The 13255-nt window shown below is 65.8% G+C and carries 15 protein-coding genes; all 15 read right to left on the bottom strand.

All coding sequences use genetic code 11. The features are described 5' to 3' along the window. Positions 1–4 precede the first annotated feature (4 nt). The 15 genes from ARTH_RS21735 to ARTH_RS21670 all read right to left on the bottom strand — a co-directional run bounded on the left by ARTH_RS21735 (position 5) and on the right by ARTH_RS21670 (position 13211). Complete coding sequence (locus tag ARTH_RS21735; RefSeq protein WP_011689668.1) at positions 5–934, bottom strand: complex I subunit 1 family protein; 930 nt, start codon at positions 932–934, stop codon at positions 5–7. Beyond that, positions 931–1938 carry a hypothetical protein gene (locus ARTH_RS21730; RefSeq protein ID WP_156810877.1) on the bottom strand — a complete coding sequence of 336 codons (1008 nt, stop codon included), beginning with the start codon at positions 1936–1938 and terminating at the stop codon, positions 931–933. The genes ARTH_RS21735 and ARTH_RS21730 overlap by 4 nt, the downstream gene beginning before the upstream one ends. Positions 1939–2015: 77 nt before the next feature. Further along, positions 2016–2360 carry an NADH-quinone oxidoreductase subunit A gene (locus ARTH_RS21725; RefSeq protein ID WP_011689666.1) on the bottom strand — a complete coding sequence of 115 codons (345 nt, stop codon included), beginning with the start codon at positions 2358–2360 and terminating at the stop codon, positions 2016–2018. A gap of 66 nt (positions 2361–2426) precedes the next feature. Further along, positions 2427–3992 carry a multicopper oxidase family protein gene (locus ARTH_RS21720; RefSeq protein WP_043431369.1) on the bottom strand — a complete coding sequence of 522 codons (1566 nt, stop codon included), beginning with the start codon at positions 3990–3992 and terminating at the stop codon, positions 2427–2429. Between the two features lie 94 nt (positions 3993–4086). Beyond that, on the bottom strand, positions 4087–4389 hold the full coding sequence (locus tag ARTH_RS21715) for a hypothetical protein (RefSeq protein WP_011689664.1): 303 nt from the start codon (positions 4387–4389) through the stop codon (positions 4087–4089). Then, complete coding sequence (locus ARTH_RS21710; RefSeq protein WP_011689663.1) at positions 4386–5297, bottom strand: F510_1955 family glycosylhydrolase; 912 nt, start codon at positions 5295–5297, stop codon at positions 4386–4388. The genes ARTH_RS21715 and ARTH_RS21710 overlap by 4 nt, the downstream gene beginning before the upstream one ends. A 134-nt stretch (positions 5298–5431) precedes the next feature. Beyond that, positions 5432–6061, bottom strand: a complete 630-nt coding sequence (locus ARTH_RS21705; protein ID WP_011689662.1) for a DUF305 domain-containing protein — start codon at positions 6059–6061, stop codon at positions 5432–5434. Between the two features lie 128 nt (positions 6062–6189). After that, the gene (locus tag ARTH_RS21700) at positions 6190–6681 is read right to left on the bottom strand and encodes a hypothetical protein (protein WP_011689661.1); all 492 of its coding nucleotides are present in this window, start codon (positions 6679–6681) and stop codon (positions 6190–6192) included. A gap of 68 nt (positions 6682–6749) precedes the next feature. After that, positions 6750–7319, bottom strand: coding sequence for a sulfocyanin-like copper-binding protein (locus tag ARTH_RS21695; protein WP_156810876.1), 570 nt, complete (start codon positions 7317–7319; stop codon positions 6750–6752). Next, the gene (locus ARTH_RS21690; RefSeq protein WP_011689659.1) at positions 7316–7570 is read right to left on the bottom strand and encodes a hypothetical protein; all 255 of its coding nucleotides are present in this window, start codon (positions 7568–7570) and stop codon (positions 7316–7318) included. The genes ARTH_RS21695 and ARTH_RS21690 overlap by 4 nt, the downstream gene beginning before the upstream one ends. 496 nt (positions 7571–8066) lie before the next feature. Continuing rightward, a complete protein-coding gene (locus tag ARTH_RS24570; RefSeq protein ID WP_011689658.1) occupies positions 8067–8573 on the bottom strand; it encodes a Mov34/MPN/PAD-1 family protein in 507 nt (168 codons plus the stop codon). Continuing rightward, entirely contained in the window at positions 8555–10333 is a 1779-nt protein-coding gene (locus ARTH_RS21685; protein ID WP_011689657.1) for an E2/UBC family protein, read from the bottom strand. Before ARTH_RS21685 ends, ARTH_RS24570 begins: the two co-directional genes overlap by 19 nt. 448 nt (positions 10334–10781) lie before the next feature. Next, a complete protein-coding gene (locus tag ARTH_RS24565) occupies positions 10782–11057 on the bottom strand; it encodes a hypothetical protein (protein WP_011689815.1) in 276 nt (91 codons plus the stop codon). A gap of 141 nt (positions 11058–11198) precedes the next feature. Beyond that, positions 11199–12563: a coenzyme F390 synthetase gene (locus tag ARTH_RS21675; protein WP_011689656.1), complete on the bottom strand. Its 1365-nt coding sequence runs from the start codon at positions 12561–12563 to the stop codon at positions 11199–11201. 48 nt (positions 12564–12611) lie between these two features. Beyond that, positions 12612–13211, bottom strand: a complete 600-nt coding sequence (locus ARTH_RS21670; protein ID WP_011689655.1) for a cadmium resistance transporter — start codon at positions 13209–13211, stop codon at positions 12612–12614. Positions 13212–13255 lie beyond the last annotated feature (44 nt).

Genomic DNA, 13255 nt, shown 5'->3' with positions numbered 1-13255 from the left:
GTTTTCAACCTCTCGCAACAGCGACGACGGCGACGATGGCAAGCTGGAGGAGCACGGCCGGCAGCGCCACGAGCCAGGCCGGGGCCATCAGCTGGTCGGGCCTGAGCGGAGCCAGGCGCCGGCGGACGACCAGGAGCACGCCCAGCAGCACCAGCGTTTTCGTTAGGAACCAGGCCCAGCCGGGGAGGAACGGTCCCGCGCCGCCGCCCAGGAACAGGGCGACGGCGAAGCCCGAACCGACAGCCAGCAGCATGTGCCGGCCGGCGAGCAGCAGAAGACGGTCCACGCCGGCGGCCTCGGCCAGCACCCCTCCGGCGATGTCCGACCCGGCCGGTGCGTCGAACGGCCGGTGCAGCGAAAAGGCCAGCACCGCGGCGCAGAAAACCACGAACGCGACGGGCATCCAGGCCACGTACCAGAGCGTTTCCTGGCCCGCGACGATGTCCGCCATGCGCAGGCTTCCTGCCGCGACCGCCGGCGCGGTCAGGGCGAACATCAGCGGCAGCTCGTACCCGAGGGCCAACCCGAGGAAGCGGTAGCCGCCGATCATCGCGTGGGCGGAGTTGGGCCCCCACCCTGCCAGCCAGACCGCAGCCCACACCATGACGTCCATGGCGTTGAACCAGACCAGCCCGACCGGTAGGTCCGCGATAACCCAGGACCCGAACGGCAGGACCGCGGCCATCAGCACGGCGATGACCGGCAGACCTGCCGTCCCGATCCGCCACAACAGGACATCGGCCGAGACCAAGGACCGGCGCGGTTGCCGAAGGAGCCGCGCCGTTTCCGCGACAGGCGCCAGCAGCCCGCCCCAGCGGCCGTCCGAGCGCGCCTGCACCACGGCCTCGAAGACCGCCCCGGCAACGCCCGCCAGCACAGTCAGGAGCACCGCCGCCACGGCCCAGACCGGGGCCACCTGTACGACGCCGCTCACCGGGCTGCCGCCGTCAAGGCCGCGACCGGGGACAGATCAAAGCTGGCGACGATGAGCCGGACCGTCCCGAGTTCCAGCCCGGCCGCCAAGTCCGCCAGCAGCGCGGCGTCCACTTGTCGGCTGAGCCGGGACGGCGGCTGATAAACCCCCGCGGCAGCGGAGACTGCTGCTTCGACCATGCCGAGCAGGCGATCCCAGACATCGGTGCCCGCCTCCGGACGGGGCGCATCCGTCCCGACCCGGCCCACGCCCCGCAGGGACCGGCGCAGCAGGAACGAACGCTTCAGTCGCGACAGTTCGGCAGTGAGAGGTCCGTGGCTGGCCGCCGCGGAGCCGCTCGCCAGCGCCTGGTTCCGGATCCGCTCCATCCGTCCGGCTGCGTCGGTACTCCCCGCGAGCCGCAGGAGCCGGGAGGCCAGATCGGTCTGGTGAACCACTACCGCCCGGGAGTCGGCCACGGTTGCCTCGGCTCCGGGGCCGGTCGACAGCCATTCGGCCTGCGCGGACATTACGACGTCGCCCTGTAGCGTGCAGCGCAGCACCAGTCCGGCGGGCCAGGCGGGGAGCACGGGCCCCAGGGGTACCTGAAGCTCGTCCAGGTCCAAGCCGTCCCGGTCCGAGCCCTGCCCGGCGAGGGCGATCCCGTCCGGCATCGGCATGTCCATGCCGCCATGATCCATGCTTCCGTGGTCCATGTCGCCGTCGTCCATCTGGCCGTGGTCCCCGGAGTCCGGTGAGCCGGCGTCATTGTTCCGCGCCCCGGCCTGGGAGGCCTGCCGCTCGGGGTCGGCGAGTTCCCGGGCGCACGCGGTCAGTGCCCCGTCAATGTCCGCGGCTGCCACGACAGTTGTTCTGGCCCGGGGCGAGGGAAGCTCATCCCAGATCCGGTCCAGGACCCCGGCGAGGTCGGCTGCGGGTTCCCCGCAGAGACAGAGGATGTCCGCGTCCGCTGGGGAGAGCGCGGGCACCCAGCCCCGCTCCACCAGGTCCTGCTCCACTGCCATCCGGACTGAGGCATGACCAGGTGTCTCGACGATAAGAACGTGACAGCGCGTGGTCGCCAGCCTGCCCAAAATATTCTTTAGACCCACTTGAACGCCCCTTCCCGCCAGGCCCAGACCACGCCGGCCATCAGCACTCCGAGGAAGACAAACATCTCGATCACGGCCCCCGCTCCAAGTCGGCCCACCACTGCCGCCCACGGGTACATGAAGAGCATTTCGACATCGAAGGCCAGAAACACCAGAGTCACGGGGTAGTAGCGGGCGTGATAGCGGGAGAGCGCGTGCTGGTCGGGGATCCAGCCGCTGAGGAACGGGCGGCTGATCAGCGGATTGCGCGCGACGGCGGTGAGTTTGGCGAAGGCATACAAGCCTCCTACTCCTGCCAGGACCAGCCCCAGCATGCTCAGGATTCCCCAGTACATCGACAATCACCCTTCCCTTCACCCGCTTCCGGCCGCTGACCAGCGCGCCGGGTTCCGCTGCCGTTCTCAGGCCACGTAGGAGATCACACCCATCATGCCGCGCTCGGCGTGGTAGGCGTTGTGGCAGTGCGTCAGCCACTGGCCCGGGTTGTCCGCATCAAAAACCACCGTAACGGTCTGACCCGCCCTGACGATTACCGTGTCCTTGCGGGCACCGTCGCGCCCCACCTGGAAGGTGTGGCCGTGGAGGTGCATGGGGTGCCACATGGTGGTCTCGTTGACGAACTGCACTTCAACCCGCTCGCCGCGCCTAATATCGAACGCGTCGCGGAGGGGGTCGTTCATGTCGAACCGCCGGCCGTTGATGCCCCAGTCGTACTTCATCATCCCGCCCGTGAGCTTGAGAACGTGGGTCCTGTCCGGGGTCTTTGACGGCAGGGCGACCGACGGGTCCGCCTTCAGTTGGCCGCCGTCCACCACATCGCCGTCGAGTGCGATGGGGAGCGTCGCCGGCACCGGCCGCTTGCCCGTTCCCGTGCTGATGAAACCGACCGACTGGCCGGTTTTGCCCTCGGGCAAGGCCAGGACCGGGCTGTAGCCGTCGCCCACCGTGACCAGGGCATCAATGCGTTCGCCCATGCCGAGGACCACGGCGTCGACGTCCTTGTGCACTACAGGGAAGCCGTCCGTGTGGGTGAGGGTGAGCTTCCGGCCGGGGATGCCGACCCGGTAAGCAGTGTCCCCGGCCGCGTTGATGATCCTCAGCCGGATAATCTCGCCGGCCTTGGCCGTGAATTCCTCTGCCTGATCGGGAGCCTTGCCGTTGAACAGGTGGTACGGGTAACGGACGTCGCCGGCGTCGCCGCCCAGGAAGTCACTGCGTGAACCCATCAACATGTGCGTTCCGGACCCGGGCGACGGAGAGGGCGTTGAACCCATGGATCCGCCCATCGAACCATGATCCATTCCGGGCATGGAGCCGCCGCCCATACCCATGCCGCCGGAGACCTCCTTGAGGACCTCGTCGGGGGTGCCCGTGACGCCGTCCAGCCAGTCGTCAAGGACAATGACCCAATCCCGGTCGTAGACCAGTTTCTCGGCCGGGTCGTCGACGATGAGGGCGCCGTAGAGCCCGCGTTCGCGCTGCATTTCGACATGCGAGTGATACCAGTAGGTGCCCGGGTGGGCGATCCGGAAATCGTAGGAATAGTCGGCGTTCGAGGCGACGGCATCCTGGGTGACGTGGGGTACGCCGTCCTGGTCGTTCCGCAGCGCCAGACCGTGCCAGTGGATGCTGGTGGGGTCCGGAAGGTTGTTCTTGAGCGCCACGCGGAGCCTGTCGCCGGCCTTCGCCCGGATGGTGGGCGCGACCAGACCGTTGTTGTACCCCCAGGTGGACACGGTCTTGCCGGCGACCGAGGCCGATATCGGTGCCGCGGTGAGGTTCTGGCTGACGGTGGTGCCGGTGAAGGCCCGGCCGGCCTCCAGCTCGGCAATGGCCGGATCGCCGGGCATGATCCTCCGCGGGCCGTCCGCGGAGGGAGGCGTGCTGCTGCAGGCAGCCAGCGCCGCGGCCGCAGCCGCCGATACCGAGAGGCCGAGGAAACTGCGCCGGTTGAGACGGGGATTCATTGGGGTGGGCATAATTTCGTATCTTTCAGAGGAGTCGGGGTTGTCGGGCTTGCCGGGGCTGGCGCCGGTGTGCCGGGGGACAGCTGTCACGGCGTCAGGTATCGAAGTGGTGCCGAAGCTCGGAGATGATGGACGATTCCTCGACGCCGCGGGCCGCCGCGAGCTGGGCGACCAGCCATTTGATCGCCACGGTGGCGCCTCCCACGAGGTGTGTCACGTCGATGTCGATGCCTTGCAGGTCAGCGGCCGCAGGCCCCCGGGCCTGGACGGCGCCGATGATGCCCAGCCTGGCCAGGGCCCGGTTGATGAGCTCCGGGTCCGGCTTCTCGTCCCAGAGCGATACGGCGTCGAGCAGGACGTTTGCCGCCTGCCGGCCGGTTTCCGGGATGCCCGTCACCGGGTCACCGCCGTCGAGCCTGGGCCCGCACCGGCGGGATCGTAGGCGGAAAAAGTCTGGCCGCCGTCTGCCGAGGTCTCCAACCCTTGCGCTGTGGCCACCCAGATGCGGAGCTTTCCGTCGCTGCTCTGGTTTGCGGCGACCGCCTGGACAGGGCCTGTCGGCTTGCCTGCGGCCTTCCAGGTCGCTCCGCCGTTGTCCGAGCGGTAGACGGTGCCGTCCGGGGCGACGCCGACGGCGGTCTGGACGCTGGCAAAGGCGGCGAACTGGATGACGGGGGCGCCGGGGACCTTCGTCCAGGTGGCGCCGCCATCGGTTGAACGCCGCAGCCCGTCCTGGGCGGTGGCGAGGACTGTCGCGCTGCCGGGGTGGCCAGCCAGCGCTGCGGGGTGGAAATCCACCCCGACGGCTTTCCACGAGGTGCCGTCCGTGCTGGTCCGCAGGGTGCCGTCGAAGGCTACGAGCCCGGATCCCGTCACGGTGAGTGCGTGGAAGTCTGACTCACCCTGACGTGAGAGGGGTTGCCACGTCTTCCCGCCGTCGGTGCTCTTGATGAGGCCGAGGGGATCGGGTGCCGCGGTGCCGGGACCGGGATGGCCGGAGGCAAAGAGAACTTCCGGTTCACCGGCCGTGGCGTAGCCCATCAGGTCATTTGTTGGTCCGATCTTCACGGCCGGCCTGCTGGTGACGTCGAACAGGCCCTCATGGGTAGCCAGGAGCAGTTGCCCGGAGGCGGGATCAGCGCTGAGCCCATGGACGTGGGCGTCGGGAAGTGCATTGTTCAGCGGGGAGCCCGCGATGGGCGGGGACGGCAGAGCGGGGCTGCAGGCTGGAAGCAGGAAGGTTATGGCGACGGCCGCCGAGACCATTGCTGTCGGGCGTTTCCGGGGTTTGCGAAGCACAGACATTCGAGGCTCCTGAAAGCGGGATGTAATGAGAAATTGCGGGAAGACGCACCCGGTGGGCGCGGACGTGGGGCCAGCTCGGGCGTGCCGCCGATTCCGGTGCGGGACCGGCGGCACGCCCGGCCGGGATGGGCCGCCTAGAGGGTCGGCAGCAGGGCCTGCATGTCCTTGATCTCGGATTCCTGGGCCGTGACGATGCTCTTGGCCAGCGCCACCGCGTCGGCGTTCTTACCATCAGCAATCTCGGTCTTGGCCATCGTGACAGCACCCTGGTGGTGGGCGATCATCTGGGTCAGGAACAGCTTCGCCGCCTCCGTGCCCTGGGCGGCCTTCAGGCGGGTGAGGTCGTCGTCGCCCATCATGCCCTCCATGGTGTGGCCGGGGGCCATGGTCGCGGATTCGTTCCAAGTCTTGAGCCAGCCGGTCATGGTGGCGATCTCCGGGCCCTGGGTTGCCTTGATCCTGGTGGCGAGGTCCTTCACCGGCGCGGGGACGTCTTTCTTGCCCAGCATCAGGTCGCTCATCTCCACAGCCTGCTGGTGGTGCGGGATCATGCCCTGGGTGAACATTGTGTCCGCGGCGTTGTGGTCCGCGGCGGCGGGAGGGGTGCTACTGGCGGGTGCACTGCCGGACGCGCTCCCGTGGTCCATGCCGTTCATGGAATTCACCGGGGCGGAGGTCCCGTTGGAGACGGATGCGCAGCCGCCGAGGGCAATGGCCGCGGCGACGGCGGTGGCAGACAGGGCAAGGTACTTCTGGGTTTTCATGGGGTCCTTCGGAATGTCCCGGGCGCAGAGAGGCCCGGGAAAGAGGCAGCCGTCAATGGCGCGCTGCCCATCCACAGGCGGAAGGGCAGCGGAGCGTGCGCCGGAGGTATCACGGCGCGGCCTCTTCTCTACGTCCGGCTGATGCAGAGATCCCCGGGGGAGGGACCTACCGGGCGGCGGGACAGGGCCGCCGTCTGAAGCGGCTCACCGGTCGGGGGATTAACCACGCTGAATCCGATGCCGGGGAGCGGCGCTTCGAGTGATGCCGACTTCGCGGCAGGGGTGCAGGACGCGTCCATGGTGTGCATACCGGCGCACCCGTGGTCTCCGCTGCAGGTTTCGTCGAGCTGAGGGCCGTGCTGCTGGGATCCGGTGTGGTCATGGTCGGAGGCCGCGCTGGACCCAGGGTGGCCCACCTGTCCGGGGTCCTCCGCGGGCGCCAGGATGTGCACTGCGCCGTGGTCGCCGGCAGCCGTTGGCGCGCCCTGGCTGTCCATGGGTACGAGAGACATGATGTGCATTCCGAGGATGCCGGCCATCAGGGCCAGAGACAGCAGAACCAGGCGCACGAGGCGCAGGGCAACCATCATGCTGGCGGCCTGTCCGGTCACGTCGATCATCCCTCCTGGTGGAAACAGCTGTTACAAGGCTACCTTTTCCTCCGGAGGCGCGCCGTGCCGGAGGAGCCTCAGGTCACGGTGAGCTGGGTGTACATACCGGCCGCATAGTGACCGGGGAGGTTGCAGGCCAGCTCGTACCGGCCCGGCGGCAACGTGAGAGTCACCCAGCCCGAGGTGCCCGGCAGGATCCCCTCGCCGGAGCCTTCCGTGCAGGTCCCGGAGGCCTCCCCGAGGCTGCCGCTTTCGTCGATGGTGCCATCCGGCCCGACAGGACGGGTGCCGGGAACCTGGTTTTCGGGCAAGGGCAGGATCACCATCTCGTGGCTGATGCTCCCGGCGTTGGTCACCAGGAAGGAGACGGTGCCGCGCGCGACCGCGCCGCGGTCGGCCGTTAGACGCATCGCCCCGCCCATCATGCCGTTCCGGGGGCGCATGACCGGTCCGCCCATGTTGGTCAGGGTGACGTTGACCTCGGTTCCGGCCAGGCGGGGGACGGTGCACCCGGCCACGAGCCGCCCGCCGCCGCCCGGACCGGCGGGATTGCCCAGGAGCCCGACGGCCAGCAGGGACAGCACAGTCAGGAGGACGACGGCGGCGGCAGCCACGAGGTTCTGGCCCCGCCGTGAGAGTCCGCTCACTCCCGACGCCTGAGGGCCGCCCGCCGTGCGGTTAGTTCCTGCTCGTCGATCTCCCCGCGGGCAAAGCGCTCGCTAAGGATCCGCTCGGCCTCATCATGGGCGGGGCGCTCGGAGAACCCGTGACCGGGGTGAGGCCGGCGCAGAAGGAGCACCACCACCGTGACCACCCCGCCCCAGAAAATCAGCATCAGCACGGCCATGACGATCCAGCCGCCGAGACCCCACCCGTTTCCATACCAGCCATTCATCATGATTCGGCCCTCCTTCTAGGAATTCTGAGGACTGGAGTGCCAGAACGCCAGAGCTGCTTGACCCCTCTTCTGACCCGAGAGCGAAGCACGAACGCCACCAGAAAGAGAGTGTGCCCGATAATTGAGGAATCCTTAAGGCATCAACTCGCGCAGGGTGTGAGGCCCCGCCGGGCTACGGACGCTTGATCGCCGTGTTCCACCACTTGCAAAGCGACGGCGGCTCAAGGGGGAGCTGAAGGCGTTCTTATCTAGGCCACCGATAATGGACCTTTCGTAAAGCTGGAGTCGAACACGAACGGGAGCTCAGTGTGGGTTATGCACTGGCAGCCAATGATTGTTCCGGGTCTGGGTCGACCACTAGCACATCCGATCGTTACGTCCGGCCGAACACAGTGACGACCTTGCAACTAGATATTTCCTCGGTCCGGGCATGCGCTCCAGCAGCCATTGAGGACGCAGCCCTTCCTTCTCACAAGTCCGGGATCGGCAGGGCCCTCTAAAACCCGCGGATAGTCCTTGGGATGATGTTCCGTATCCGCCCCAAAGCCTCGTGCTGGCACACAGCGATATTCCAATCCTGCTCCATCCCTTCTTTCCCGAGGATGGCCATGAAGGGTTCGGGGCACCGCGCCGCAGTGTGAGCGGCTATCGTTTCGAGGGTTTTCAGGTCTCGAAGACTCGGTACAGGTTGCCCGGTCGGGTGTGTGTGCCAGTCTCCCAGATAGGAAACGCGGCGGTCCCGTAAGGCATACACTCTGGAGAGTTCGGCTGTTTGCCACTCCGTGTCCGGTTCAAATGCAATTCGGGACCTTGTGGCTGCTGGCCCCGGTCCTATGACGTCAGTTACGACCGCATCGCGCTGTCCATTGGGCTTAGTTACGGTGTAGTGGCCCACAAGGATCCCTCCGGTCTCCGCAGGAGCATACAGCCGGGCTTGTTCTACCAGATCCGATAGCACCGGCACTGGAAACCAGATGTATTCGGTCAACTGTGGCCCGCGCATCGCGGGTGCCGGCCAAGGTTGTATCCGGTCCATGTTGGCAAGGTCCGTTCACCTGCTTCGTCTCGGAGTTTCAAGACGGCGACATCGAAACCTGATTTTGCGCCTTGGTCGTCGGAAGTTAGTCGGGCCGAGGCAGTTCGAGCAGCTTGAAGGCTCACTTCTTCCAAGTCGAACGCGGCGCCGGTGAATGTCGGTTGCGCACATCCGATCGGTTGCGTGTAGGGGGAAGGGGAATGTGCCGGGTCCGGGATGGTCTGATCGTAGCGGAACCACTCCAGGCACGACTGGCACCATGGAGAGTCCCGCCCGATGTAAGCCACCAAGCCTCCCCAGGCACCGTTCGTGGCCTCGAGCGATAGGTAGGGCACGTCAACCTCACGAGCGACCAAGGCCAAGATTCGTTGTGTACCACGATCAGCACTGGCATCAATCAACAGGTCATAAGATTCCAGATCCTGGCTGATTTGGCGTAGCGGGTCCGGCTCTCCATGCGGGCGTGAACCTCCGACATAGGCAGGGTTGTACATGACCTCGGTGTACGGCGCTGCCATCCGGACCAGTCTGGCCACGGCGACAGCCTTGAGAAAACCTACGCCTTCGAGGGTGGCTGTGTGCCTGACCAAGTTCCCGGGTTCGAGAACGTCAGCATCAATGAGGCTCAGGTGTCCTACACCAGCCCGGCCCAGATGCACTGCAACAGCGCTTCCAATGGCACCTGCACCGACAAGCGCGACTTTCTTCGTTGCCAACGGGCCAAGGTCTGGAACACGTGCTCTGATGTCGGAACGGCCAACACGGCCTGCGCGGAGCAGGTGGTACTCATCTGCGCCCCCAGAAACCATCAAGGGTCGGGAACGGCCGGAACGAGGCTTCTTACTATAGTTCTGTCGTTGCTCGCCGCGGACCCTCAGCACGAATAGCCACCCCTCGGAGACTTGTCTTGGTCCGGACTCTTCCGGGAAAACCACTCCCCGTATTTGGATCTTGCGCCGGCCGTAGGGCTGGTCGGGCGTGCTGCTACTGTCGGCTTTTTCGGCAGCCTCCCAGATGGCTCGGGCATCGTCAACGGCAACAGGCGTCGACAGCCTGGACCAACGGCCATGTATCAACTGGCCGCCCAGAAGTTCCTGAATCTGGTTTTCCAACGTCGCGTGCGCCTGGCCGGTATCAGACCCTACTCGTAGGACCCCGCCCAGCATCCGCTGCGTCAGCTCAGGCCCAGGAAATGGGCCGTCAAGCCGAACTTCAATCGGCCCTTGAACAGCTTCCCGAGGTAGGGTCCACGAACCGTCGACAAAGACCATCGCCGAGTTTGCGTAGCTGTTGTAGTAGGCCCCGAACGGTTCGGCTTGAGGCTTCTCATTCCAGTCGGCATGCTCGTCGCCGGACATGCCTGCCTTAAGCGCTGCAGGTAACTGGTCCTTCAGCAGCTGAGCCAGTGACCCATTCGTTCCCCATTCTTCCGATGGGGTTCCCAACAGGCACACTTCGTTGCTGAACGGGTTCCAGTGATGAGGCATCCCTAGGTCCACGGCGAAGACTTTCGGCGGAACGAGCGGATAGAAATCCGGGAAGACAGCCGTCAGCTCCAGAGGGGCTGTTCCGGTCACTGTTTCCGGTACGGACAACTCCATGGTCAAGGTCTGGTGATCGTCACGCTTGGTTTCGTCGATTCGGCAGGCAATGCCGAGGTCCTGCAGCCAAGAAATTTCTGACTGCAGGAGCCCGGCATAGCGTTCCCACCAGGGCAGGAAAGGCATTAGCTCACCCGACCGGGCGGGGACCCGGGGGAACCGGCGGGTTAGGAGGACCTTGCGGGGTATCCGGGTGTTCGGGGTGTTCCGGGTGCTGGGGGTGTTCGGGGTGTTCCGGGTGCTGGGGGTGTTCCGGATTTTCTGGCTTGCCTGCCACGGTGCCTCCTTATGTAGAGAACGTGAACTTCACGTCCTCCGAGATTGTGGCACGACGGAGCGACAAAATATCCGAAGGTTCGTGACTTTCAGCCCACGGCAAAGCCGTCGCGCTGTCAACTCAGAATTTCGACGAGACGCCAACAATTCGCGAGTTGAATAGGTTCCGCCCGCGACGGACGTGATCTGCTCACGACCTGACTAGGCGGGATCCTAAAGCCGTTTAACTAGGGCGCTGGAATTCAAAAACTGACATCGTCAATGAGGGGTGACGTGTGAAAAAGTGAAATATCCGACGCTAGGGTATGGCCGGGCGGGGTAGTGGCCCGTATTTGCCGGGTTTGATCTGGTTGGGGCGGGGCCACGTGTAGTCGCCGGTGAGCTGTTCCCAGCCCATCGGTGTGCCGCGGTGTAGCCCAACCTGGTCAACATCGTCCATGACCTGACCGGGCGTGGGATCGGTCTGAAGGTCCTCATCGGAAGGGCGCCGCCATCCGATACCACTAGGGCCTCCGGGAAGCTTGTCTTCGGGCTCCTGGCCGAGTTTGAACGCGAACTCATTTCCGAGCGTCACGGGGCAAATTCCGGTACGGTGCGGGGATGGATATTGGATATGCGCGGGTCTCAACGGCCAAGCCGGACCTGGGCCCGGCGACTGGATGCTCTAGTGGCCGTCGGCATCACCAATGTATTCGCCGACAAGATGGGATGGCTCTTACGGGGGCAGCGGGACGACTGTGCGGTGCTTGCCGCCTGGAGTGAGTAGCGGTGGCCCGGCGTCCCTGGTGATGGTGACGTTGCCCAGCCCATGACTGGTCAACGCGCGGGTGATTTCGGACCGGGCGGATTCCCATACGTTCTCAGGATCCGCACCGGCGGCGGGCTGCAGCCGGAGGCTGAGGCTCTGGGGTCCTGTCTGGATGATCTGGCCCTTACTCAGGCCCTGCACCCTGTCGAGGGCGGTACTCAGCGTAAGGGGTGTCACTGCGACGGCGAGCCGGTTGCCTTGGAGGGTCAGCAGCTCGGCGTTCCGTCCCTGCACGTGGATGGCCGGCGTCGGGTCCCCGCACCGGCAGGGGTCAGTCCTTGCGGTGACGCTGTCGCCGAGGTCGTAGCGCAGGATGGGTTGGATGCGGTTGGCCAGGTTGCTCAGCAGCACGGTGTGCGAGGGCTGCCCGGGCGGGACGGGTTCATGGTTTGCATCCACCGGTTCCAGGATGGCCCAGTCGCTGTTGACGTGCAGCCAGCCTTCCTGGCAGCTGTAGCTCAGGAAGGGGCATTCAGTCGCTGCGTAGCCCTGCCGGACCTTCGCCCCAAACGCTCCGCTGATCCTGGCGTACTCTCCCGCAGGCAGTCCCTCGGCCGAGAGAATAACAGCAACGGGCTGGATGGTCAGACGTCCTGCTTCCTGCTCGGATGCCAGCAACCGGCCAGTGGAGGCGTAGGGGGCGAGGAGGGCCGGGCGGAAGCTGTTCAGCTGAGCGACGAGGTCCGGTATCGGCGTCTGGACCGGGAACACGCGCACGCTGTGCCGGGCTGGTCCCTTTCGTAGCGCGGCTGCGGCTGCTGCTGAGGCGAAGTGGCCGCCGGTGGCGACGACCATGGCTATCCGCCCGCGCCCGCGGATGATCCCCATGAGGTCTGCCGGGGTGAGCCAGGAACTGAGCATGCGGAACGTCAGGGCCTTGGATACGGCCAGGGTTCGGGTGTCGAGCAGGAACAGTCCGCGGGTGCCGGTCGTCCCGGATGTCGTAGCGGCCGTGTAGCGGTTGAGGAACTTCTCACCGAGCAGCGACGGGTCCGCGACGAACGACTGCGTTCCCTCCAGGGTCACCGCAGGGTCTGTGACCCAGTCATCGAAATGTGCCATCAGTGCGGCCTTTGTCGTCACGGGCAGCAGACGCGGGTCCGTGATCCGTGCCGGCAGGCCCTGATAGAGCTGGCGGTAGTACGGGGAGCACGTCCGTGCGTATGTCACCATCTCCACCAGCCGCTCGCGTTGGCGCTGCAGGATCGCAGCGCTGCCCTTTTTCCGGCAGGCGCGGGCATCGAGCAACAACCGGAACGGTGTTTCCCTCATGATTCCTCCTGACCCTGGTCTGTGTTCGTCCCAAAAGATTTATGACGGTCAGGCGCCGAACAGCCGGGGCACGACCCCGGAGCTGATGAGGATGAACAGGCCCAGCCCGATGAACACCGCAGGGACCAGCCAGTGTTCGATCTTTTCCAGGGTCTCGGTGACTTTCGGGTGGGTGCCTACAACACGTCCCAGCGCGCACCAGACGGCGACCAGGATGAGGAATACAACGATGGTGACCACGGTGTCCTGAGGCGCCATGGTGCGGAAGATCGGGGTGTAGATGGCGATGTTGTCCGCGCCGTTGGCGATGGTGATGCCGGCGACGCTGAGCAGGCCGATCGCACTGATGGCACCTTCTTCGTCCTCTTCCCCGCGTTTGCGCAGGAAACGGATCAGGCCGATAACCCCGATGGCCAGCGGGACCATGCCGAGCCAGCCGACCCATTCGTCCGGGACAAGCGTCAGCCCAAGGGCGGCCAGGACGCTGATGCCGACCAGGGTGATGAATCCCAGGTATTGCCCGCCGACGATCTCCCAGGGCCGGGGCCGGCCTTTAGCGGAGGCCAGGAACAGGACGGTCAAAACGACGATGTCGTCGATATTCGTGGCGGCGAACATGGCTGCCGCGGCTGCGATGATGCCAAGCATGGGCCCGTGTACCTCTCAGTGTGTCCGGCCGCGGGTTGCATACC

The organism is Arthrobacter sp. FB24 (assembly GCF_000196235.1).
Classification (GTDB): Bacteria; Actinomycetota; Actinomycetes; order Actinomycetales; family Micrococcaceae; genus Arthrobacter.
The sequence above is the reverse complement of the archived record's forward strand: the minus strand, read 5'-3'. Positions and strand labels throughout refer to the sequence as shown.